This is a genomic window from Nesterenkonia sp. E16_10 (assembly GCF_017347085.1).
GTDB lineage: Bacteria > Actinomycetota > Actinomycetes > Actinomycetales > Micrococcaceae > Nesterenkonia.
Window position 1 is genome coordinate 1 of sequence record NZ_JADPSA010000016.1, and the last position, 21,266, is coordinate 21,266.

At 65.7% G+C, this 21,266-nt stretch carries 20 protein-coding genes; 9 read left to right on the forward strand and 11 right to left on the reverse strand.

Features of this window, described 5'->3' with window-relative positions; translation table 11 throughout:
* Window positions 1–829: cytochrome c oxidase subunit I (locus I2487_RS04625; protein WP_207173013.1), on the forward strand; the 829-nt coding region annotated here is incomplete at its 5' end.
* A gap of 144 nt (window positions 830–973) precedes the next feature.
* Window positions 974–1,891, forward strand: coding sequence for a ribokinase (locus I2487_RS04630; RefSeq protein ID WP_207172320.1), 918 nt, complete (start codon window positions 974–976; stop codon window positions 1,889–1,891).
* On the opposite strand, the gene I2487_RS04635 is transcribed toward I2487_RS04630, so the two are convergent.
* The 3 genes from I2487_RS04635 to I2487_RS04645 form a co-directional block, all read right to left on the reverse strand.
* The gene (locus tag I2487_RS04635) at window positions 1,869–3,524 is read right to left on the reverse strand and encodes an FAD-dependent oxidoreductase (protein WP_207173014.1); all 1,656 of its coding nucleotides are present in this window, start codon (window positions 3,522–3,524) and stop codon (window positions 1,869–1,871) included. The two genes, I2487_RS04630 and I2487_RS04635, sit on opposite strands and share 23 nt — an antisense overlap.
* A 158-nt stretch (window positions 3,525–3,682) precedes the next feature.
* Window positions 3,683–5,854 (reverse strand): RecQ family ATP-dependent DNA helicase, encoded by a 2,172-nt coding sequence (locus I2487_RS04640; protein WP_207170963.1) that lies wholly within the window; start codon window positions 5,852–5,854, stop codon window positions 3,683–3,685.
* Window positions 5,855–5,954: 100 nt separating this feature from the next.
* Window positions 5,955–6,311, reverse strand: coding sequence for an HNH endonuclease (locus I2487_RS04645; RefSeq protein WP_207170808.1), 357 nt, complete (start codon window positions 6,309–6,311; stop codon window positions 5,955–5,957).
* 132 nt (window positions 6,312–6,443) lie between these two features.
* Here I2487_RS04645 and I2487_RS04650 point away from each other — a divergent pair, with 132 nt between their 5' ends.
* Both I2487_RS04650 and I2487_RS04655 read left to right on the forward strand, forming a co-directional pair.
* Window positions 6,444–7,970 (forward strand): TIGR01777 family oxidoreductase, encoded by a 1,527-nt coding sequence (locus I2487_RS04650; RefSeq protein ID WP_207170809.1) that lies wholly within the window; start codon window positions 6,444–6,446, stop codon window positions 7,968–7,970.
* Between the two features lie 14 nt (window positions 7,971–7,984).
* Window positions 7,985–8,239: a glutaredoxin domain-containing protein gene (locus tag I2487_RS04655; RefSeq protein ID WP_207170810.1), complete on the forward strand. Its 255-nt coding sequence runs from the start codon at window positions 7,985–7,987 to the stop codon at window positions 8,237–8,239.
* Here I2487_RS04655 and I2487_RS04660 read toward each other — a convergent pair.
* Window positions 8,236–8,781 (reverse strand): TspO/MBR family protein, encoded by a 546-nt coding sequence (locus I2487_RS04660; protein ID WP_207170811.1) that lies wholly within the window; start codon window positions 8,779–8,781, stop codon window positions 8,236–8,238. The two genes, I2487_RS04655 and I2487_RS04660, sit on opposite strands and share 4 nt — an antisense overlap.
* Before the next feature lie 52 nt (window positions 8,782–8,833).
* Here I2487_RS04660 and I2487_RS04665 point away from each other — a divergent pair, with 52 nt between their 5' ends.
* Window positions 8,834–9,436, forward strand: a complete 603-nt coding sequence (locus tag I2487_RS04665; protein WP_207170812.1) for a TIGR03085 family metal-binding protein — start codon at window positions 8,834–8,836, stop codon at window positions 9,434–9,436.
* 294 nt (window positions 9,437–9,730) lie between these two features.
* Here I2487_RS04665 and I2487_RS04670 read toward each other — a convergent pair whose 3' ends face one another.
* The 4 genes from I2487_RS04670 to I2487_RS04685 form a co-directional block, all read right to left on the reverse strand.
* Window positions 9,731–11,215, reverse strand: a complete 1,485-nt coding sequence (locus I2487_RS04670) for a benzaldehyde dehydrogenase (RefSeq protein WP_207170813.1) — start codon at window positions 11,213–11,215, stop codon at window positions 9,731–9,733.
* A 189-nt stretch (window positions 11,216–11,404) separates the two neighbouring features.
* Complete coding sequence (locus I2487_RS04675; protein WP_207170814.1) at window positions 11,405–12,091, reverse strand: Rv1352/Rv1906c domain-containing protein; 687 nt, start codon at window positions 12,089–12,091, stop codon at window positions 11,405–11,407.
* A gap of 132 nt (window positions 12,092–12,223) precedes the next feature.
* The gene (locus tag I2487_RS04680) at window positions 12,224–12,763 is read right to left on the reverse strand and encodes a hypothetical protein (protein WP_207170815.1); all 540 of its coding nucleotides are present in this window, start codon (window positions 12,761–12,763) and stop codon (window positions 12,224–12,226) included.
* 90 nt (window positions 12,764–12,853) lie between these two features.
* Window positions 12,854–13,285: a hypothetical protein gene (locus tag I2487_RS04685; RefSeq protein ID WP_207170816.1), complete on the reverse strand. Its 432-nt coding sequence runs from the start codon at window positions 13,283–13,285 to the stop codon at window positions 12,854–12,856.
* 176 nt (window positions 13,286–13,461) lie between these two features.
* Between I2487_RS04685 and I2487_RS04690 the strand changes: the two genes are divergently transcribed.
* Genes I2487_RS04690 through I2487_RS04700 form a run of 3 tightly spaced genes read left to right on the forward strand, consistent with a single transcriptional unit; the run spans window position 13,462 to window position 16,531 of the window.
* Window positions 13,462–14,484 (forward strand): asparaginase, encoded by a 1,023-nt coding sequence (locus tag I2487_RS04690; protein WP_207170817.1) that lies wholly within the window; start codon window positions 13,462–13,464, stop codon window positions 14,482–14,484.
* 44 nt (window positions 14,485–14,528) lie between these two features.
* Window positions 14,529–15,419 carry a polysaccharide deacetylase family protein gene (locus I2487_RS04695; protein WP_207170818.1) on the forward strand — a complete coding sequence of 297 codons (891 nt, stop codon included), beginning with the start codon at window positions 14,529–14,531 and terminating at the stop codon, window positions 15,417–15,419.
* 53 nt (window positions 15,420–15,472) lie between these two features.
* Window positions 15,473–16,531 (forward strand): polyphosphate kinase 2 family protein, encoded by a 1,059-nt coding sequence (locus I2487_RS04700; RefSeq protein ID WP_207170819.1) that lies wholly within the window; start codon window positions 15,473–15,475, stop codon window positions 16,529–16,531.
* A gap of 22 nt (window positions 16,532–16,553) precedes the next feature.
* On the opposite strand, the gene I2487_RS15835 is transcribed toward I2487_RS04700, so the two are convergent.
* From I2487_RS15835 to I2487_RS04715, 3 genes are all read right to left on the reverse strand, one after another.
* A complete protein-coding gene (locus I2487_RS15835) occupies window positions 16,554–16,931 on the reverse strand; it encodes a DUF805 domain-containing protein (protein WP_207170820.1) in 378 nt (125 codons plus the stop codon).
* 319 nt (window positions 16,932–17,250) lie between these two features.
* The gene (gene mcrC / locus I2487_RS04710) at window positions 17,251–18,303 is read right to left on the reverse strand and encodes a 5-methylcytosine-specific restriction endonuclease system specificity protein McrC (RefSeq protein ID WP_207170821.1); all 1,053 of its coding nucleotides are present in this window, start codon (window positions 18,301–18,303) and stop codon (window positions 17,251–17,253) included.
* Window positions 18,300–20,543, reverse strand: a complete 2,244-nt coding sequence (locus I2487_RS04715; protein WP_255545951.1) for an McrB family protein — start codon at window positions 20,541–20,543, stop codon at window positions 18,300–18,302. Before I2487_RS04715 ends, mcrC begins: the two co-directional genes overlap by 4 nt.
* A 424-nt stretch (window positions 20,544–20,967) precedes the next feature.
* On the opposite strand from I2487_RS04715, the gene I2487_RS04720 reads away from it, so the two are divergent.
* Window positions 20,968–21,165, forward strand: coding sequence for a hypothetical protein (locus I2487_RS04720; RefSeq protein ID WP_207170822.1), 198 nt, complete (start codon window positions 20,968–20,970; stop codon window positions 21,163–21,165).
* Window positions 21,166–21,266: the final 101 nt, after the last annotated feature.

Sequence of the window (21,266 nt, forward strand, 5' to 3'; positions counted from 1 at the left end):
CATCGCCATCGGCGCCCTGTCGGTGACCGTGTGGGCCCACCACATGTATGTCACCGGTGCGGTGCTGCTGCCGTTCTTCGCGCTGATGACCATGTTGATCGCGGTGCCCACCGGGGTGAAGTTCTTCAACTGGATCGGCACGCTCTGGCGAGGGTCGCTGACCTTCGAGGCCCCGATGCTCTGGAGCCTGGGCTTTTTGGTGACCTTCCTCTTCGGCGGGCTCACCGGTGTGATCCTCGCGGCGCCCCCGTTGAATTTCCACGTCTCCGACACCTACTTCGTGGTGGCGCACTTCCACTACGTGGTCTTCGGCACCGTGGTCTTCGCGATGTTCGCCGGGTTCTACTTCTGGTGGCCCAAGTGGACGGGCAGGATGCTCAATGAGCGTCTGGGCAAGATCAACTTCTGGATGCTCTTCGTGGGCTTCCACGGCACGTTCATGATCCAGCACTGGCTGGGCGTGATGGGCATGCCGCGTCGTTATGCGGATTACATGGTCGAAGACGGGTTCACCACGATGAACCAGTTCTCCACGGTGTTCTCCATGCTGCTGGGTGCTTCGCTGATCCCGTTCTTCTGGAATGTCTGGATCACCTCGCGCAAGGGCAAGAAGGTGCTGGTGGATGATCCGTGGGGCTTCGGCGGATCGCTGGAGTGGGCGACCTCCTGCCCACCGCCGCGGCATAACTTCTACTCGCTGCCGCGGATCCGTTCCGAGCGTCCTGCGCTGGATATGCACCATCCCGAGCTCGCGGACCGGCATACCCTGCAGACCCCTGCGGGGAAGATCTTCGGCCCGGCGGATCAGCGGGACAAGGAAGGCGTCTGACTCAGAGGTGATCCTGTCCCCGCAGGACGCCGTCGTGGCGTGAATCTGCGCGAAGCGTGACCATCTTTCTTTCGCTTCGGCGGCGGTGCTGGGTGCATCGCTGGCATCATGGGGCAGAGTTGCCGCAGAGGAGGAAGGACAGCCATGTCACTGCTGGTCATGGGATCGGTGAACCGGGACATCACCGCGCAGCTTCCCGAGTTCCCGCAGCCCGGGGAGACGCTGCTGGCCACCGGCTCGGAGACCGCCACCGGCGGCAAGAGCGCGAACCAGGCCGTGGCCGCAGCGCTGGTCGGCGCCCAGTCGCACCTGATCGCGCGCTGCGGGTCCGACGCCGCCGGCGCCGAGGCGGTGCGCTCGCTGCGCGAGGCCGGAGTGCACGTCGACGCCGTCACGCCGGGCCGCGCTGCGCAGGGGATGGCGTTCATCACCGTGCGCAGCGACGGGGAGAACACCATCGTGGTGGTCCCCGGGGCCAATGCGGAGCTGCGGGCGCAGGACTGCCCGCAGGAGCTGCTGGCCGGGGCCGGCTGGATCCTGCTCAGCCTGGAGGTCCCGCTGGACACCGTCCTGGAGACCGCGGCGAAAGCCCGCGCAGCGCGGGTCAAGGTCGCGCTGAACGCTTCGCCGCTTCCCGAGCGCACGTTGGATCTGCGCGATGTGGACCTGGTGATCGTCAACGAGGGTGAGGCCGCCGCGCTGCTGGAGCGCGCCGGCGCGGCGGAGCCGGGTTCTCAACCTGAGGACCTTGCCGCGGCGTTGGGCATCGAAACACTGATCGTCACCCGCGGGGCGGCCGGTGCGAGCATCCACGCTTCCGGCCACGCCACGGTGTATGTGCCCAGCGTGGAGGTGCAGGCCGTCGACACCAGCGGCGCGGGGGACGCCTTCGCCGGGGCTCTGCTCGGGCGGATCACCTGCGGGGACAACCTGGAGACGGCAGCAGCCATCGCCGCCCGGTTCGCCGCCTCGGCGACCACCCGCGTGGGCGCCCAGGCCTCCTACCCGCGGGACTTCCAGGTCGAGGAACCGCCGGTCTTCAGCGTCGCGAGAGATTCGTGACCGCAGGTCCTTCCAGCAGCTCCCCGTCGGCGGCGAAGCGCGAGCCGTGCAGCGGGCAGTCCCAGGACAGGGCCGCGTCGTTCCACTTCAGCACCCCACCCAGGTGGGGGCAGACGGCGGAGACCTTGCAGGTCTGACCATTCACCGTGGAGACCCCGACCGGTGTCCCGTGATCGCGGCCCACCTGGCCCTCGCCCTCGGCGGGGACGTCCTCGGGCAGGGCATGCAGCTCGGCGCCGACCCAGCCGGCGACCAGTGTTCCGCCGACCTCGAGGTTGTCCTTGATCCCGGTGAACACATCGGAGGGTGTCACGGCACGTGCGCTCAGCGTCTCGGCCCATTCCATATGCCCGCCGAGGATCTGCGCGGAGATGGCCAGGGCGGCGGCCACCGCGTTGGACATGCCCCACTTGTTGTACCCGGTGGCCAGGTAGATCTTGCCGCCGCCGCGGGGCAGGGTGCCGAAGAACGGGACGTACTGCGCGGTGCGGTAGTCCTGGGCGGACCAGACGTGGGTGCGCTGGGCGCCGGGGAAGTGTTCCTGCGCCCAGGCCTCGAGGTCATCCACGGCGGCGCGCTCCGAGGGGGATCGGCCGACGACGTGGTCGTTGCCGCCGATCAGCAGCAGCTCCTCGCCGTGGACCGGGACGGTGCGCAGCGTCCGGCCGGGGGTGTCCGCGCTGAGATACATGCCCTTCGGGATGCTGACCGGAGCCCCGGGCACCCGGTAGGTCATCGCGTAGGAGCGGTTGGGTTTGAGCTTGGCGAAGTAGCCGCCGCGATCGAGCACCGGGACCCCGGTGGCGAGCATCAGCCGTCCCGCGGTCACCGGTCCCTGTGATGTCTCGATGGTCAGCGGCGCCTCATCCACCGCCGGGTCCAGCGGGGAGCCCTCGGTGTCGTCCTCGGCAGAGGCTCGCGGAGTTCCCGAATGGGATCCCGCGGCGGCAGCTGCGCCCGCCGAGTCACCGTCAGGCCCGTGCGAGGTCGCCCCGGTCACCCGCACGCCATCGATGAGTTCCCCGCCGCGTTCGCGCAGCTCGGCGGCCAGAGCGGCCAGCACCTCCATCGGGTGGAACTGGGTCTGCTTCTCCAGGGCCACGGCCCCGCTGACCTCGAACGGCAGATCGGTCTGATCGGTCCAGGTCACCGGCAGCCCAGCCGCTTGGCAGGCGGCGAACTCCTGGTTCACGGCGGAGAGGCCGGATTCGGTGGTGGCATAGGTGTAGGCCGTGCGCTGCTGAAACGGCACCCCGTGTTCCTGCATGTAGCGCACCAACCAGGAGACGCCCTCATGGTTGCCGTCCACATAGGCCTGCAGCACCTCATCCGAGTGGTGCTTGCGGATGCTGGAAAGGGTGGTGCCCTGCAGCAGCGAGAGCTTCGCGGTGGTGTTGCCGGTGGCGACCACGCCGACCGCCCTGGCCTCGAGCACCGCGACCTTGTGCCCGGCCCGGGCCAGGAGCACCGCCGTGGTCAACCCGGTCAGCCCGGCTCCGGCGACGACGGTGTCATAGTGCGCACCCTCGGTGAACGAGTCGGTCGGGATGGACTCGGGGGAGTAGCTGTCCAGCCAGACCGAGCGGTGCGTGTTTGAGGGCTCATGGGCGGTGTGCGGGGTCTGCGAGTTCACAGGTGGTCCTTCCTCAGGGGATGCCGGTGGCCGGGAGCTGACATCTGGCAATGCTCCTCATCCTGGTGGCTGGACCTGGGAGTATCCAGGATCGCCGCCCGCGCCGCAGCAGTTGGAGGCTGCCCGGATCAGCCCAGACCAGCCCGGATCAATCCGGATCAGCCGCGCATGCCCAGTGCGAAGGGCAGCACCTCGGCCGCCCCTGCGCCGCGCAGCTCTCGGGCGGCCACGGTGAGCGTCCAGCGCGAGACGACCTCGTCATCGACCAGCAGCACCGCGGCGCCGTCGATCTGTTCGGCAAGCGCCGAGGGCACCGCGAACTTCCCCAGCAGTCCGGCCAGCCGGAACGCGCTGTTGGTGTCCGGGGTGCTCGTGGGACCACCCTCGGCCCACTCCAGCGCCCCCGCGTAGGGGAGCCGCCCGACCTGGGCCAGCGCCCGGGCGGTCGAGTCCACCAGCAGCGGATGCCTCCGTGAGGGCATCGAGACGACGACGTCGGGTCGCCGCGACCAGCCCCATTCGGCCAAGACCCGGATCGCTCCGCGCACCAGCTGTTCGGAGACCTCGGCGTCGGCGCCCTGGAGCGCCTCGCGCACCGGGGTGCCCCAGCCGAGGTCGCTCAGCCGGGCGAGGGCCCGTCCGGGCTGGGCCTGCGCCTCGGCGGGCAGCTTGCCCTTGAGATCGATCCCCAGGGCGTTGAGCCCGGTGGGCCACTGCTTGCGCGGGGCGATCTCCAGACCGACCCGGTCCAGGCTGTCCTTGGCCTCGGAGAGCGCGGACTGGGAGACATCGTGCGGGAACCAGGTGTCTGCGCAGGTGTCACAGCGCCCGCAGGGCTGGGCCTCCTCGTCGTCGAGGGCATGGGCCAGGAAGACCATCCGGCAGACCCCGGCGGGGAGCCGCTCGTAGTCGAGCATGAGCTGCTGCTCGGCCCGGCGCATCGCCAGGATGGTGTCATAGCGTTCGGCGTCGTAGGTCCAGGGGCGACCGGTGGAGAGCCAGCCGCCGGAGACCCGGCGGACGCTGCCGTCGACCTCTAAGACCTTCAGCAGTAGCTCCAGCGGGGAGCGGCGGATCTCCACCATGGCCTCGAGCTTGGCGACCGATAGCGTGGTCTCCGGAGACAGGGCGCCGAGCACGGCGTCGGCGCGCTCCTGGGTGGGCATCGAGGCCTGGGCGAAGTACTCCCAGATCCGGATGTCCTCCTTGCCGGGCATCAGCAGCACGTCGGCGCTGTCCACGGCGCGTCCGGCACGGCCGATTTGCTGGTAATAGGAGACCGGGGAGGAGGGAGCGCCGAGGTGGACCACGAACCCGAGGTCGGGTTTGTCGAATCCCATGCCCAGCGCGCTGGTCGCGATCAGCGCCTTCACGGTGTTGTCCTTCAGCGCCTGCTCCAGCTGCTGGCGCTCATCCGGGTCGGTCTGCCCGGTGTAGGCGGCGACCTGATAGCCGTGGGCATTCAGATGCGCGGCGAGATCGGTGGCCTGGGAGATGGTCAGCGCATACACGATCCCGCTGCCGGTGAGGTCCTTCAGGTGCTGGGTCAGCCAGGCGATGCGCTGCTCGGAATCCGGCAGCGAGAGCACGCCCAGGCGCAGGGATTCCCGGCTGAGCGTGCCGCGCAGCACCATGACCTCCTTGTCTGGACCCTCAGCTGCGGAGGCTTCCCCCGCGGGGGCGAGCTGGGCGGCGATATCATCGACCACCCGCGAGTTCGCGGTGGCGGTGGTGGCCAACACCGGGACCTCGGCGGGGAGGTTACGCACGATCTCCCCGATGCGCCGGTAGTCCGGCCGGAAGTCGTGACCCCAGTCCGAGATGCAGTGCGCCTCATCGACCACGAGCATGCCCATGCGCTGCAGCAGCCCGGGGAGCACCTCGTCGCGGAAGCGCGGGTTGGCCAGGCGTTCTGGGGAGATCAGCAGCACGTCGAGCTCGTCATTGCGCAGGGATTCCATGATGGAGTCCCACTCGTGGGCGTTCGCCGAGCTGACCGCCTGGGCGCGCACCCCGGCTCGGGTGGCGGCGGCGATCTGGTCACGCATGAGAGCGATCAGCGGGGAGACGATCAGGCTGACCCCGCGTCCGCGGCTGCGCAGCAGGTGCGCGGCGAGGAAGTAGACCGCGGACTTGCCCCAGCCGGTCTTCTGCACCACCAGCACCCGACGTCGATCCTGGACCAGCGCTGAGATCGCCTCAAACTGGCCGTCACGGAAGTCCACCTCGGCTCCGGCCAGAGCGGCCAGGCGCTCGCGGGCCTCGGTGTAGAAGGCCGGATCGCGCTCGGCGGCGGAGGAGTCAGGGCGGGCTGTGTTCGTGCTGGAGATGCTCACGAGACCACTCTGTCACAGGGGTGGGACACGGACGCGAGCCTCCGAGCACGTCGACTTCAGCGCCCCAGGACATGGGTCCGGGGACGCGGCGTGATCAGCTCGGCGCGTCCTCCGCGCGCAGCGCGCGGGTGATCTCGACCCACCGTCGCAGGAACGCCGGCTCGTCGAAGCGCCGTCGTCGGATCCAGGAGGTGACCTCGTCATTGGACTTGCTCGCATTGCAGGACGCGCAGGCCGGCACGACGTTCTCGAGCGTGTAGCGACCGCCCCGTGAGATGGGGGAGACGCAGTCCTTCTGGAGCGGAGCGCCCTCGGCCCCGCAATAGGCGCAGCACGCCCAGGCCTCAAGGATGCGGAACCACTGCTCCTGGGTCAGGTCGCTGCCCGAGGCGGCGACGCGTCTGCTTCGCCGGCGCGCAGCGCGGGCGCGGCGAGTGTGACGAACCGGCATGGCCTGAGATTAGCATCGCGCAGTCTCCGAAGCGGACGCGGCTGGGAGTCGACCAGCAACACCCAGCCACCGGGCAGTGCGGCCTGGTAGCGTTCCGGCTAAGCTGCCGCGCCAGGTCTACCAGGAGGCATTATGCCGATCTTCGAGTACGAGACCCACCTGCCCTTCTCCCGTGAAGACGTCTTCGACTGGTACGCCCGTCCGGGTGCGCTGGTGCGGCTGCATCCGCCCTTCGCCGGTCGGGTGATCGAGGAGCCCAGCAACGGTCTGCAGGACGGCTCGGAGTCGGTGCTCGGGATCAACATGCCCAGCCTCTTCGGCACCACGCTCGCCGGGCTGATGGACATGGCCGGCTCGGCCAGCTCGCTGCCGATGCGCGGCTACACCAAGTGGCGCTCGCGGCACACCAACTTCAAGGCCGGCCACAGCTTCTCCGATGAGATGATCTCCGGCCCCGCGAAGTCCTGGCGGCATGACCGCAGCTTCGAAGACGACGGCGCCGGCATGGTCCTGCGCGAGAAGGTCACCTACGAGCTGCCCGTGGTGGACCGGCTCCCCGCCGCGGTCCAGAAGGTGGTCGCCCGCCAGTTCGAGACCGAGCTCAACCGGATCTTCGCCTACCGCGGCCGGCAGAGCAGCGATGACCTCGCCTTCCACCAGTCCCATGGCCGTCTGGCCTCACAGCTGAACCAAGACACGAACCACCTGCCCGAGGCCGCCCCGATCAAGGTCGTGGCCGTGAGCGGCGCCTCCGGGCTGATCGGACGTCAGGTCTGCGCGCTGCTCGGCGGCGCCGGCATCGAGGTCCGCCGGATGGTCCGCGGCAGCGGAAGCTCCTCAAGCAGCAGCGCCGGGGAGATCGCCTGGGATCCCGAGGCCGGCACCCTGGACCCCGAGTCGCTGCGTGACGTGGACGCCGTGATCCACCTCGCCGGGCACCCGCTGGCCGCCCGCTTCACCGAGGAGCACAAGAAGAAGGTTCTGGACTCCCGCGTGGAGGGCACCTCGCTGATCGCCACCACGCTCGCGCATCTCGAGGAAGCTGACCAGCGTGGCCGGGTGCTGATCAGCAGCTCCGCCATCGGCTACTACGGTGCGACCCCGGAGGACCGGTCCCTGCGCAGCGCCATCCTCACCGAGGACTCACCGGCCGGCACGGACTACCTCGCCGAGGTCTGCAAGAAGTGGGAAGAGAGCACCGCACCGGCCAAGAAGGCCGGCGTCCGGGTTGGCATCGTCCGCACCGGGATCGTGCAGACTCCCGCCGGCGGCGCCCTGTCCCAGCTGCTCCCGCTCTACACCGTGGGTGCCGGCGGGCCGCTGGGAGACAAGGAATGGCAGAGCTGGATCAGCATCGATGACATCGCCTCGCTTTTCGTGCACCTGGCGCTGAACCCACACGCCGAAGGCCCGGTCAACGGCGTGGGCCCGGAGCCGGTCACCGCCAAGCAGTACTCCAAGACGCTGGCCGCGGTCATGCGTCGCCCCTCGGCGATCCCGGTGCCGGCCTTCGGCCCGAAGCTGGTCCTCGGTGAGCAGGGCGCCAAGGAGATCGTCGGCGCGGATCAGCAGGTGACCTCGGTGAAGGCCCAGGCCCTGGGCTACGCGTTCCGGCACCACACATTGCAGGAAGCCCTCGAACACGTCCTGGGCAGCTGAAGGAGATCGAACCGATGGCAGCAGAGACCAAGATCCGGATGTTCGGCGCGCAGTGGTGCGGGGACTGCCGGCGGACCAAGGCCCAGCTCGACGCGCTGGAGCTGGACTACGACTACATCGACCTGGAGCAGGACGTGGCCGCCGCAAAGGTGGCCGAGGAGATCTCGGGGCGCAGACGGATCCCGGTGGTCGTCTACCCCGACGGCTCACACCAGGTGGAACCCTCCAACGCGGACGTCGAGGCCAAGCTGCGGGAGCTGGAGCTCTAGTTCATCAGGGCGATGTAGAAGTTCAGCGTGGAGGCATACAGCGTCCAGGCGAGGTACGGCAGCAGCAGGTAGGCCCCGATCCGGGAGATCGGCCAGAACCGCCAGATGGTCAGCGCGATCGCGACCATCAGCACCACGATGAGCACCATCGCCGCCCAGAGCGCCGCAGTGCCGAAGATCGGGTAGCCGCCAAAGAACAGCGGGGACCAGATGCTGTTGAGCACCAGCTGTCCCACGAAGAGCGCCAGGGCCGGGGTGGCGTTGACGCTGTGCCGGCGTCGCCAGACCAACCAGGCGCCGACGCCCATCAGCAGATACAGCACGGTCCAGACCGGGCCGAATACCGCATCCGGCGGAGTCCAGGCGGCCTTGTCCGCCTCGGCGTACCAGCCGTCGGTCTGATCCGAGGTGAGTAGGCTGCCCAGGAATCCCACGGCCTGCGGGATCCCGACGAAGAGGATCAGCACGATCAGCTGCTTCACCGTGGAATCCGGGGAGCCATGTGGTTCGAGCCAAGTTTCGGTGCGTGCCTGAGGTGTCATGTCATGGTCCTTCCCGTACCCAATTGATGCACCCGACCATACACTTGGGCCTATGACCTCCACAGCTTCCGAGCAACGCCGAGCCCTGGCCACTGCCCTGCGCAGTGTCTCCGCAGATGCCCCCACGCTGTGTGAAGGATGGGCGGCAGAAGATCTTGCGCTGCACATCGTGATCCGGGATTCCCGCCCGGACCTGATGATCGGTCCGAGCCTCCCTGTGGTCGGAGACCGGGCGAGCAAGGCCCTGCAGAATCTGCGCAGCACCGGGTACGAGTCGTTGGTGGAGCGGGCACAGGCCGGGCCGCCGTCGTACTTCCCGCAGAACTTCCCGCCGCTGAATGACCTGATGAACACCGCGGAGTTCTACATCCACACCGAAGACGTGCTGCGCGCGCAGCCGGACTTCGACCCGAAGCATCCGCGCAGCATCTCCGAGAAGCTGCGCCGGCGACTGTGGAAGCAGGGGTCGATGATGTTCCCCATGGCCGCCCGCTCCGCGAAGCAGCGCATCACCTTCGTCAGCCCCGGCTACGGCTCGACGACGGCTGGCCCGGCCTCTGCCCCGAAGCGCACAATCACCGGGGCACCCGAGGAGCTGCTGCTCTGGGCCTTCGGCCGTAAGGAGAAGGCCCAGGTCAGCATCGACGAAGCCTGACCCTCAGGCACGCACCGGTGACTACACAGTCGTGCCCCGAACGGAGGATTCCATTCGGGGCACGATCGTCAGTGGTTCTCCGCTGGCGTGTGAGGAGAGGATCGTCTGCGCGTCACCACTCCTGAGGTGACGCCGAGCGCGACCATTGCGGTTGTCACGACCAGGAGGGTTCCCTCGCCCTGCGTCAGGCGGACGACCACAGCCCACGTGACAGCGCTCCAGACGAGGAGCAGTGCCACTTTCTCTCGGGACTTCATAGCGCTCCCTTCCGGCCTCCGGCAGATCATGCGCAGTCTAGAACGGGTAGGGAGCGATCTCCGAGCGCACGGTCAGCCACTGGGTCTCGGTGAAGGACTCGATGTTCGCGCTCGCCCCGCCGACCCGGGAGCCGGTGCCGGAATCGCCGACCCCGCCGAAGGGGGCATTCGCCTCATCGCCCACGGTCTGTTCGTTGATGTGGACCTTGCCGGAGTCGACCTGGTCGGCGATCTTCATCGCCAGACCCACATCACCCAGCACACCGACCGAGAGTCCGTAGTCGCTGCCGTTGATGATCTCCACGGCCTCTTCGATGGTGGAGAAGGAGATCACCGGGGCCACCGGGCCGAAGATCTCCTCGGCCCAGGCCGGGTTGTCGATGCTGATCCCGGAGATCACGGTGGGGGAGTAGAACAGGTCGGTGAACTCGCCGCCGGCCTCCACCGTGCCACCCTGCGCGGCGGAGTCTTGGACGATCGAGTGGATCCGGTCGCGCTGCTTGGCATCGATAATCGGGCCGATCGCGATGCCCTCCTCGGCGGGGTTGCCCACGGGAAGGTGCTTCGCCTTCTGGCTCAGCTTCGCGATGTACTCCTCCTTCAGCGACTCGTGCACCAGGTGGCGCCCGGTGGTCATGCAGACCTGACCTTGGTGCAGGAAGGAGCCGAAGGCCCCGGCCGAGGCGGCCTTGTCCAGGTCCGCGCCGGGCAGGATGACCAGGGCGTTGTTGCCGCCAAGCTCCAGGTGCGCGCGCTTGAGCAGCCTGCCGGCGGTCTCACCGACCAGGCGTCCGGCCGCGGTGGAACCGGTGAAGGAGATGATGCGCACCTCAGGGGCCTCGGTGAGTGCCTTGCCCACGTCTCCGCCACCGGGCAGCAGGTGCAGCACGCCGGCGGGGAGGCCGGCCTCTTCGAAGATCCGGGTGATGGCCACACCGCCGGAGACTGTGGTGCGCGGATCCGGCTTCAACAGCACCGCGTTGCCCAGCGCCAGCGCTGGGGCCACGGACCTGATGGAGAGGATCAGCGGGAAGTTGAACGGAGAGATCACCGAGACGACGCCGGCCGGGCGGCGCCGCGCGAAGGACCAGCGCGGCTGCTCGGTGGCCAGCACCTCACCGGAGGGCGCCGAGGGCAGCGCGGCCGCCTCGAAGCACTCGGCCGCTGCGACGTGAGTCTCCAGGGCTGCCTTGGTCGGGACGCCGCCGGTCTCCCGCACAATCCAGGTCTCGATCTCCTTGGCGTGTTCCTCGAAGAGGATTCCGGCGCGGCGCAGCACTGCGGCACGCTCGGAGTGCTTCATCGCGGCCCACTGCTTCTGCGCAGCGGCAGCGGCGGTGGCGGAATGCTCGACGTCGGCCACGGAGGCGCCGCCGGCAGTGCCGAGGCTCTCGCCGGTGGCGGGCTCGGTGATCGGGATCAGCTCACCGCCGCCGGTCTGCCATTCGCCGGTGAAGATCTTGCTGTCCCAGCGGGAGTCGTCGAGGAGGGTGGTGGTGTCAAGGGTGGAGATGGTGGACATGGGTGTGACCTCTCAGGAGGGTGAAGGCTGCACGGCGCAATTGCCTATCTCCATAGTGATCTGTGACACAGATTTACTCAAGTGTCGTGGCCGAATATGTCGATGCGTATGTGGCTCGAGGTCTTCACTCTCCAAGTGCGGAGCTGGGTGAGCCCGAAGCGGACTCACCCAGCTCCGCGAAAGAGATGGCTACTGCGCGACCCACTCGCCGCAGTCGCTGGTCTCAAAGGCGACGTCAGTCTCCGCGATGGTGACGAACCCTTGTCCCTCAGGAATGCCGTTGGTGATGATGTCGTCGAACTCACCGCTGAGTCCCGAGAGCCGGGCCCAATAGCAGAACCCCGAGGTGTCCTCGGTGCGGTAGGTGCCAGGCTGGATCTCCTCGCCGATGAGGAAGGTTCCAGAGCCTGGGATGGAGCCTGAATCCGAGACTGACGTCTCTTCCTGGTCAGCTTCCTCTGTCTGGGCCTCTTCCTCGGCCTGGGATGCCAGCTCTTCTTCGCGGGCGTCCAAGGTCTCTTCGCGATCGTCGAGCTCCGATGCCCGGGTCTCGAGCAGTTCTTCGTCCTCGGCAATGGCCTCACGGCGCTCCTCGAGATCCGCCGGTTCGACTTCTACCTCCACCTCGACCTCCTCCGTGATCGTCTCCGTCTCGGTCTCGGTGACGACCTCCGGTTCTTCCTCTCCACCGCTGCCGATTCCAACCCCAGCGAGCAGCGCGACGACGATCCCAGCGATCCACGGCCAGCGCCGCCGCTTCTTGGCTGGTGCCTCCCCGCCAGCCGCGGCGGGCGGGTAAGGCTGATACTGATCGTTGGAATACTGCGTATTCGGGTACTGGTCGGTGGGGTGCTGATCCTGGTGCGAGTGATTCATGGTGTCCCTTTCCCTCGGGCGATCCACTGGAGATCCAGTGGGCTGACGCAGAGAACAAAGCGTGTTCTGCGGCAGTGAAGATCACCCTAGATGTGACCACGGACATGAATCTCGGGTCACCAAGAACACCATCTACCCCAGCTCGTCCTCCGAATACCGCCGCTGAGACTCACGCTGGCCATGGGTGATGCGGCGGATGTCCATGCTGGAGTCGAAGGTGGAGCCTACGGCTCCGGCCACGACCCCCATCGCCGCACTGAGCCAGGCGATGTCCAGGTAGTTGAAGAAGCTGATCTCGCTGCCGATGAGGTCCGCCAAGAAGTCAGGGTCTATGACCACGAGCGCGCCGATGAGAATGGTCACCACCAAGGCCACGTAGAGCATCGACACCGCGATCAGCAGAGTCAGCACGGTGGACCCGTTGGAGAGCCAGACGACCCGTGCCAGATCCTGGTTCGTGGGTTTGTCCCAGAGCCGGTTGGTGAAGATCAGCCAGACCACCATGCTCAGGATCACCGCGACCCCGATGGAGAGCAGGCGCGCCGTGCTCAGGGCATCCGCCATCTCCCAGATCGAGTAGTAGAAGATGCCGAAGGCGCCCACCGCGGCTGCGCCGGCGAGAGCACCGGAGAGCTTCGGCGCGGTCCGGAAGGGGTCGTTGGCGACGGTCATGCCGACGAGCGTGCGCACTTCGCCGGTGCCAGGGTGGGCGAACAGGCGGTGCCGTCCGCTGGGCTCGACCGGCTGCCAACGGGTCCATCGCTATCGGTACTCCTTCTGCAGCGGCCCGTGGGAATCCGGCAGCAGCCGCAGCAGGCAGTCCATGAAGATCTCACGGATCCGCCGCTTGGTCGAGAGCACTCCCAGCGTCGGGTAGGAGATGACCGCGGTCCGGCTCTTGGCGAGGATCTCCGCCACCAGAGGTCGTCCTTCGATGTGTCGCGGGACCTCGGTGAGCATCAGCACGGCATCGGCATCGAGGTGCTCTTCGTCGAGCTGTCTCAGAGCCTCGATGTCGAGGCTCCCTGCTGGGGTGATGCGCAGACTTCGGATCTCGATCTCCACCGTGACCTCGTCGATGAAGACCTCGCGTGCCTCGGCCGCGAACGATTCCTCGATCTTCTTGATTCGGCGGGCGGCCACGCCGGGATCCGCGAGCAGCATCACTCGGATGGGGGTGTCGGAGGATGACATGTGTGGTGCTCCTTCTCTATCCCCGTGCGGACCCAGGCCCGTATCGAGCAGGCATCCATGGGAGGCGTCAATCCGAGGGTAACGCTCGCGATGCCCCAGCAGAATGTCGTTGTCCTCAACGCTGGTCTGTGATGGACTCGAAGAAGACAGTTCCGACCACCAGAATGGAGGCTGACATGACCCGGATCGTCGTGCTGGCCACCGGGGGAACCATCTCTTCCCGTCCGAGCTCCGAGGGCGGCTCCCGCGCCAAGGACAGCGCCGCCGACCTGATCAGAGGTCTGGAGCTCCACGGACTCGACGACTTTGGTGTCGATGCCGACGGAGCCGGCGTCTCGTTGGAGTCCGAGGACATCGCCGTGCAGAATTCCTTCAACTTCAGCTTCGCCGACCTCTCTCGGATCGCCCATGCGGTGGCGCGGATCCTGCGCCGGGCGGACGTCGACGGCGTCGTCGTCACTCATGGCACCGACACCATGGAGGAAACCCTCGCCCTGCTTGGGTTCACCCACGATGATCCTCGGCCGGTGGTGTTCACCGGAGCCCAGCGCAGCCCCGACCAATTCGACAGTGACGGTCCCCGCAATCTGCATGATGCCATCCGCACCGCTGCCTCCCCGGCGTCAAGAGGTCAAGGCGTGCTGCTGGTCTTCGGCGGCGAGATCCACAGTGCACTTGGACTGCGCAAGAATCACACACTGGCCCCTCAGCCCTTCGTCCATCGCAGCGCCGGTTCCCTGGGCGTCGTCCTCGGCTCGGGACCGCGCTACTTCGCCCAGGCGCTGACACCCGACCCGCTGCCGCTGCCGAATGAATCCTTCGACACGCAACGGGTGGACCTGGTCCTGGGTTACCCGGGAGCCGACGCCGCGTTGATGCACGCGGCCCTGGAGGCAGGTGCCACCGGTGTGATCGTGCTCGGTGCAGGCGCCGGCAACCCCGGCGTCCAGCTCACCGACGCCATCGCGCAGGCCACCGCTCAGGGAGTCCTGGTCGGACTGGGGACCCGCACCGGGACCGGACCGGTCGCGGTGATCTATGGCGGCGGGGGAGCGGTGGACGCCGTCGCCGCCGGAGCGGTCCCGCTCTCCGACCTGCCCGCCACCCAGGCCCGGATCCTGATGGCGCTGCTGCTGAGCACACATGCACCCAGCCTGGCGAAGGAGAAGCTCCAGGCGCGGCTGGGCGACCACAACTAGAACTTCACAGAGGTACTGCACGACACAGGAAAGAGGGACAGATCATGGCCAAAGAGATCTACGTAGCACTGGGCATCGACGTCGACGCGGTGGGCGGCTGGCTCGGCTCCTACGGCGGCGAGGACTCCCCGGGCGACATCTCCCGCGGCATGTTCGCCGGTGAGGTCGGAGTTCCACGACTGAACAAGCTGCTGGCGAAATACGACCTCCCCTCCACCTGGTTCTGGCCCGGGCACTCCATCGAGACCTTCCCCGAGCAGTTCGACCAGGTGGTGGCTGCCGGCCACGAGATCGGGGTCCACGGCTACAGCCACGAGAACCCGCTCGCGATGACCCGGGAGCAGGAGACCGAGATCCTGACCTATTGCATCGACCTGATCGAGAAGCGCGCCGGCCGCCGTCCCACCGGCTACGTCGCTCCGTGGTGGGAGTTCTCTACGGTCACCAACGAGCTGCTGCTCGAGCAGGGCATCAAGTATGACCACTCGCTGATGCACCGGGACTTCGAGCCCTACTACGTGCGGGTCGGGGACAAATGGGAGCAGTCGAAGATCGATTATGACCAGCCTGCCAGCTCCTGGATGAAGCCGCTGATCCGCGGCGAGGAGACCGACCTGGTCGAGATCCCGGCGTCCTGGTACCTCGATGACCTGCCGCCGATGATGTTCATCAAGTCCAGCCCCAACAGCCACGGCTTCGTGAACCCTCGCCAGCTCGAAGAGATCTGGCGCGACCAGTTCGACTGGGTCTACCGCGAGAACGACTACGCGGTGTTCACCATCACCATCCACCCCGACGTCTCCGGACGCCCCCAGGTGCTGTTGATGCTGGAGCGGCTGATCGAACACATCAACTCCCATGAGGGCGTGAAGTGGGCGCAGTTCAACGACATCGCCGATGACTTCCTGCGCAGGTCACCGCGCACCACCGACTGACATACTTGCCCTGAGACTGCCCGCCGGCAAGCCGCCCGCCACAAGGAGACACCGTGTCCAAGAATGAGAACAACGCACACCGGCTCGATGTCCCGCTGGATGGTGTCCGCGGGCCCAAGGGCGCGAAGAAGACCCCGTTCGACGGCGACCCCCGTGCGCTCTGGCGGGTGAACCAGTACCCGTCCCCGTTCACGCTCGCAGACGTTCCGACCCGCGAGAAGATCGGGTTCAAGGGCAAGAAGGACGACGGCGAGGACGCGCTCGTCGAACGCTCGGCGATGCTCGCGGATCTGCAGGAGCTCATGTGGGCCCATGTGGTCGCCGCCTCCGAGACGGATCAGTGGGAGGTGGCCAAGGCCATCGCCGGACGGGTTCCGCGCCGGACCCCGCAGGAGAAGGCCCGCCGCGAGGAGCTGTTCTCACCTGAGGTGGAGACCGCGTTGAACAACCTGGACCGGGGTCCGAGGGTTCTCTTGGTGCTGCAGGGCATGGATGCCTCCGGCAAGGGCGGGGTGGTCAAGCAGGTGGTCAGCTCCATGGACCCGATGGGCATCGAGGTGGCCGGATTCGGCAAACCCACCCCGGCGGAGCAGCGCGAGCACTACCTGGAGCGGGTCATCCGGCGCCTGCCGCGGCCCGGGCACGTGGGCGTCTTCGACCGCTCCCACTACGAGGACGTGCTGGTGCCCAGCATCACCGGCAGCGAGAGCCCGGAGGAGATCGAGCGTCGCATCGAGGCGCTGATCCTCTTCGAACGCGAGCTGGTCCGGCTGGGCTTCGTCATCATCAAGGTCAAGCTGCTGATCTCCCAGGAGGAGCAGCTGGACCGGCTGGTCTCGCGGCTGGATCGCAAGGAGAAGCACTGGAAGTACGACCCCTCCGACGCCGACGCGCGGGCCGAGTTCGACACCTACCAGGAGCTCTACTCGCGGGTCATGGAAGCCACCGACGCCGACCACGCCCCCTGGCATGCGATCGGCGCAGACCGTAAGTGGTACTCCCGGCTCGCGGTCCAGGAGCTGCTCATCGCGGCGTTCTTCGATCTGAAGCTGCGCTGGCCCGCGGCGGACTACGACGTGGAGGCCGAGCGGGAGCGGCTGCTGAAGTCCTGAGACTCCGCTGACCGGGTGGCGCCTAGGGGAGGGGCCGCCCGGCGTCCGGGTTCGGGTGGTGGGCCTCGAGCGGGTACTCCCATTTGGGGCTTCGCCTGTCGAGGCGCGTGGGCAACAACATCAGGATCAGGGCGGCGAGGGGGCCGATCACAGGGACAAGGGCCACGAAGTACAAAGGCACAGGGAATCCGGCATCGTGCAGCCTGCGCCAGCTCAGGGCGAGCATCGGGAGAAACGTGACTAGGCTCCAGACGAGGGTCGCCAGCGAGCTGGCCAGGACCAGTCCCTCGACGTTCCCGGTGCCCTGAGTCAGGTCGAAGTATCCAAGAGCAGGGCCACATGGGCGCAGGTAGGGAGCGAGATCAGCCCACCCACGACGGTCACGAGGAGCCGAACCCACCAGTATTGGCTGCGCAAGGCGTAACCCTTGAAGTGCGCATACCTCCCGAAGAAGCGCCCAACGGCTTGGCCCAGCGTGGCACCGTAGAGCGGCTCATTCAACGGGGGGACCGAGGTGGTGCTCTGTGATGGATCGGTACTGCAACTGCTCACGATTGACTCACTCCATACGGATGCGTGTGCCTAGTCAGCTTTCAGGACTCACTGACGTTTGCAGGCCTGCTACGCGGCCGGCAGGACCAGACCGGTTCCACGCGCGAGCACCGCAATGGTCTTGGATGGGCGGTAGGCCGTCTCCCAAGGACAATCCAAGTCACGTGTCAGTTAGCCACCATGCGAACTATGTCTTCGAGCTGAGCGGTGAGTTGCTCCCACGGCTGCCCCAGGTCCAGTGTGCGAGCGCCGATCCGGCTTCCCTGGACCACAACATCTAGGTCAGGCTGTCGAGGTGCTTCGGTGCGTGCGTACAGCAGTAGGCCACTGACTGAGCCGTCGCGGTCCACATCGGCATTCTTCACGTACGTCACTAGTTGGTACAGATTGGCTGAGTGCACGGTCGCTTTGCCCCACCTGCCGGTCTGCATTGACTTGCTGTAGTACTTCGCGTCGATGATGAGTGTGTGTCCTCCCCGCAGAAGAGTGACGTCGGTGCGCATCGCAGGGAGCTGAGCGGCTCCTAGGGCGCTCGCGTAGTCGTAGTCCCAGGCAATGGTGGACGCGTTCGGTGAAAGGTCTGGGTAGTGGACCTTGAAGTACTCAAGCAAGAACCGCTCGAACAAACTACTCATCACTTCATCCGAGACCCACGAGGTGAGCTTGCTGGTTCCAGCATCTTGTGTCGGTAGAAGCCCTCGGACGACCAGTTCGCAAACGCCGAGGAGCATTCGGTACGGCGCGTTGGCGCGATGGTAGGTGAGGGCGTCCCAGCGGATCGATGTCGGTGCAACCAAAGTCACTGCATCCAGATAAGGCAATAGTCGGCGCAGGGCGTCCTTTCGAGCGCTGTAGACATCGCCGTGGCGGATCAGGAGCACTATGACCGACTTCAGCGCTTGGTTATGCGGCGTGTCGGGGTCGTACTCGTCGAACTCACACACGAGCTTTCCTCGGAGCGTCGAGCGGGTGGCGACGGTCCGAGTGATGTCGATGCGGCTTCGAACGGTGGCGAGCTCCTCCCTGTGAAGAAGGTAGTCGCGGTGGAGACCGCGTTTGACCTGGGTGCCGACACCACGAATCAGCATCTCTGCGAACAAATCGTGGAGGTGTTCGAAAGACTCGGTCGCTACGCGATCGTTGCCTACGTTGCGGAGCCCCCGAAAAGCGTAGGCCATCATCACATAGACATTTCGTATCGCAATGGTCCGGGCCGTCATGCAACAGCCGCCCGGAGTCTGGCCGACCACTCCTCGGACTTGGCTGGTTCATCAAACCAATACTCATGGATCAGAGGTATGAGCTCATCGTCGACGACAGACAGCAGCGACGCCTCGTTGGCATCACCGTTCGAAGGCCGAGCCAGGAAACTGTGTCCGATGGCGAAACCTTGGCCTAGCGCTGGGTCGTCGGCAATGGCCTGATTCAGGCTCGTGACAACCTTGACGAGATCATCGAGAGTCGGGTTGTCCGCCTCCTGAAGCCAGCGGATGAATCCGGCTGATTCGAACCCTGGAGTCATCTCGAAGAAACCGAAGCGACGGCGCAGGGCGTAGTCGAGTACGGCAAGACCACGGTCCGCAGTGTTCATCATGCCAATAATGTGGACGTTGGGTGGAACGGAGAATGTTTCGTTCTTGTACAGGAGGCGCAACTCTTGTCCGCGTTTGTCGGCTTCGATCAGCATGAGCAGCTCACCGAAGATCTTCGAGATGTTGCCACGGTTGATTTCGTCAATGATGAAGAAGTAAGGACGGTCGCTGTCGTCGGCTCTGGCTTCGTCGCAGAACCGGTAGAACGGACCTTCCGAGAGGGTGAAGCCACCGGTCTCGGTGGGTCGGTACCCCATCATGAAGTCCTCATACGAGTAGCTCTGATGGAATTGGACAGTCTGCACTCTGCTCGGGTCCTTCGCGCCCATCATGGAGTACGCCAGGCGCTTCGCGGCGAAGGTCTTTCCTACACCGGGCGGGCCGGCCAGGATCACATTCTTCTTCCGGGTGAGCAGCGATGCCAGTCGGTCGTAGCGCTCTTCCGAAAGGTATACCTCACTGAGGAATGCCTCCTTGCCGTAGGAGCTAGGACGTTCTGGAGTAACTGGTAGTCCTGGTTCTGCTTCGTCAGTAACGAGCGCCTCGAGCTTCTCAACATAGTCGTGGTAAGTCGTGATGTCGGTAAGCGTCTTGGTGGCGGCATCCCCGGGGTGCTCCCACGACCCCACATGGGTCCATCTAACCGACCGGACGTGATGGTACGTGGCGCGGTCCGGCTCGAACCTGGCGTCCGAGGTGACCTCGCCACGACCAACAATTTCCCGTCGTCCACGCTTGGCGTAGACGATGTCGCCTACCGAGATCTCATTCTGAAACTGCCATGCTGCCAGGACGTCGTTCCTGAGCGATACGCCGGTCCCCTCAACGTCAAGTGCCCGACGTATGGCATCGCGGCTAGAGTAGGTAGCGAGGTCGTCAAGATCGTCCCAGCCGATCGCCATGATGTCCTTAGACGCGAACTCGTCCCACTTCAATGCCTGAGGCCCAGGAGAATAGAGCCAGTAGTGGCGTGGGCGTGGCTCGACCAAGTCTGCGCTCTGAGAGACCGGAGTGGCGGATTGGTCGAGAGATCCGTCCCAGAGCTCTGCCACCCCTGGCGTCCAGAACTGGAAGGGTCCCTCAACCTCGCGAGCGATCACAGCGCGGATCGACAGAAGGTCATGATCGATTGCAGCAGCGGTGTTGCCCGTCGTCCCGCCAATCTTGCTGGCTAGACGATCGCGGATTTTTGCTTTCATCGGTTTCGAAGTGATTGGTTCGAAGGTGTCTGGCCGGGCGAAATACTCCAGCATGTGGCGGAAGTCGGATCGATCGCTTCCAGAGTTGAGCATGACTCGCTGCAACTCCCAGGGATCTGTCCGGGCTGCCTCACGCTCGTCGTCCGACAGGTCATTCCAGTGGCGCACGAAAGTTGATGCCCAGATAAGGTGCCGCCACAGCGCCCCGTTGTACCAGGAGCCGGGTTCGAAACCTGCAGTCCCCGCAGGTCGAGACAACCAGGTCGACATTGGCTCCGGGATCGTGGTGGGGGAGTCAAGCTGTGATAGGACCCGCTCGACATGTGTTCGGCGGGTTTCAGGGCGGGCGGAACGCAGCGGATGTTCCCGGAGAAAGACGAGTTCGGCAGCGAGCAGGACGACTTCCCGGGCCGCGCCCTCGAGTTGTTGATCGAGCTTCTGCCACTGGCCTTGGTCCGTCCCGATGATGGGGTTGTCTCCGATTCTGGATCGAAGGTCCTCGGCCGACTCGGCGGTCCAGATCGTTGCCGACGTGTCGATCACGGATTTACCGTCTCCGAGCATGTGAGCGATGATCTCGCCTGCCTCATTGGCGATCGCCATGTCAGGAGCTGGTCGCGACGCTTCGAGTTCAGCGTCCGCATAGGTGTTTAGGGCGTCGTTGATCATGTCTTAATTCTGCCCTTATTCTGCCCGTGCAGTCCACGCTTCTCTCTGCAGAAATTACTTCAGGTCATGGGGTCAGCGAGTTTTCGATTCCAACTTGTCTTAGCGCGATGGAAAATGAGGCTGGGAATCGTTCTCTCATTCTTGGGTGAGCCGACCACTTTGGAGGTCCCGCAGGGTCCGGACATGGTCGTGCTGGACGCTGGACGCTGGACGCTGGACGCTGGGACACTCGAGAACCTGGTGCCAGGTAAGCGGTCGCGGGATGATGTGGACACCGAAGACGCCGAGGCTAAAATCACTGGACGAACTCTGAACCACCGGGGCGCGCTGCCTGGTCGCGGAGAAAGCGGCCGAGGAGGTCCCCCGACAGGAGCAGGGCGAGGCGGCGTTGACCGAGCTGTTCGAGGCCTCCAGGTTATAGGGTATGCCCATCAGCGCGGTCAAAGTGGTGGCTGACATCGACGATGTGGTGCGCGGTGTCCGGCTTACCGGGTGGCAAAAGACGAAGTCTGGGGATCGGCAGGTCCTCAAGGAAATGTGCAAGGCCCATTGCGTCAAACACAAGAACGGCGGCAAAGGCATCTTTACCCAAGCCCACGGCTACATCCGCGAGGAGTACTGATGTCGGACCGTCCCATAGAATAAGTGGATTCTGGTGAGAGTATTTAAAAGAGCTTTAAAATGACAAAATAGCTACAAGTATAGTATTTAGCGACGATCTTT

Coding starts and splice junctions, on each gene's coding strand:
- I2487_RS04630 (WP_207172320.1), top strand. CDS start 974: ATGTCACTGCTGGTCATGGGATCGGTGAACCGGGACATCACCGCGCAG.
- I2487_RS04645 (WP_207170808.1), bottom strand. CDS start 6,311: ATGCCGGTTCGTCACACTCGCCGCGCCCGCGCTGCGCGCCGGCGAAGC.
- I2487_RS04650 (WP_207170809.1), top strand. CDS start 6,444: ATGCCGATCTTCGAGTACGAGACCCACCTGCCCTTCTCCCGTGAAGAC.
- I2487_RS04655 (WP_207170810.1), top strand. CDS start 7,985: ATGGCAGCAGAGACCAAGATCCGGATGTTCGGCGCGCAGTGGTGCGGG.
- I2487_RS04660 (WP_207170811.1), bottom strand. CDS start 8,781: ATGACACCTCAGGCACGCACCGAAACTTGGCTCGAACCACATGGCTCC.
- I2487_RS04665 (WP_207170812.1), top strand. CDS start 8,834: ATGACCTCCACAGCTTCCGAGCAACGCCGAGCCCTGGCCACTGCCCTG.
- I2487_RS04670 (WP_207170813.1), bottom strand. CDS start 11,215: ATGTCCACCATCTCCACCCTTGACACCACCACCCTCCTCGACGACTCC.
- I2487_RS04675 (WP_207170814.1), bottom strand. CDS start 12,091: ATGAATCACTCGCACCAGGATCAGCACCCCACCGACCAGTACCCGAAT.
- I2487_RS04680 (WP_207170815.1), bottom strand. CDS start 12,763: ATGACCGTCGCCAACGACCCCTTCCGGACCGCGCCGAAGCTCTCCGGT.
- I2487_RS04685 (WP_207170816.1), bottom strand. CDS start 13,285: ATGTCATCCTCCGACACCCCCATCCGAGTGATGCTGCTCGCGGATCCC.
- I2487_RS04690 (WP_207170817.1), top strand. CDS start 13,462: ATGACCCGGATCGTCGTGCTGGCCACCGGGGGAACCATCTCTTCCCGT.
- I2487_RS04695 (WP_207170818.1), top strand. CDS start 14,529: ATGGCCAAAGAGATCTACGTAGCACTGGGCATCGACGTCGACGCGGTG.
- mcrC (WP_207170821.1), bottom strand. CDS start 18,303: ATGACGGCCCGGACCATTGCGATACGAAATGTCTATGTGATGATGGCC.
- I2487_RS04715 (WP_255545951.1), bottom strand. CDS start 20,543: ATGATCAACGACGCCCTAAACACCTATGCGGACGCTGAACTCGAAGCG.
- I2487_RS04720 (WP_207170822.1), top strand. CDS start 20,968: ATGCCCATCAGCGCGGTCAAAGTGGTGGCTGACATCGACGATGTGGTG.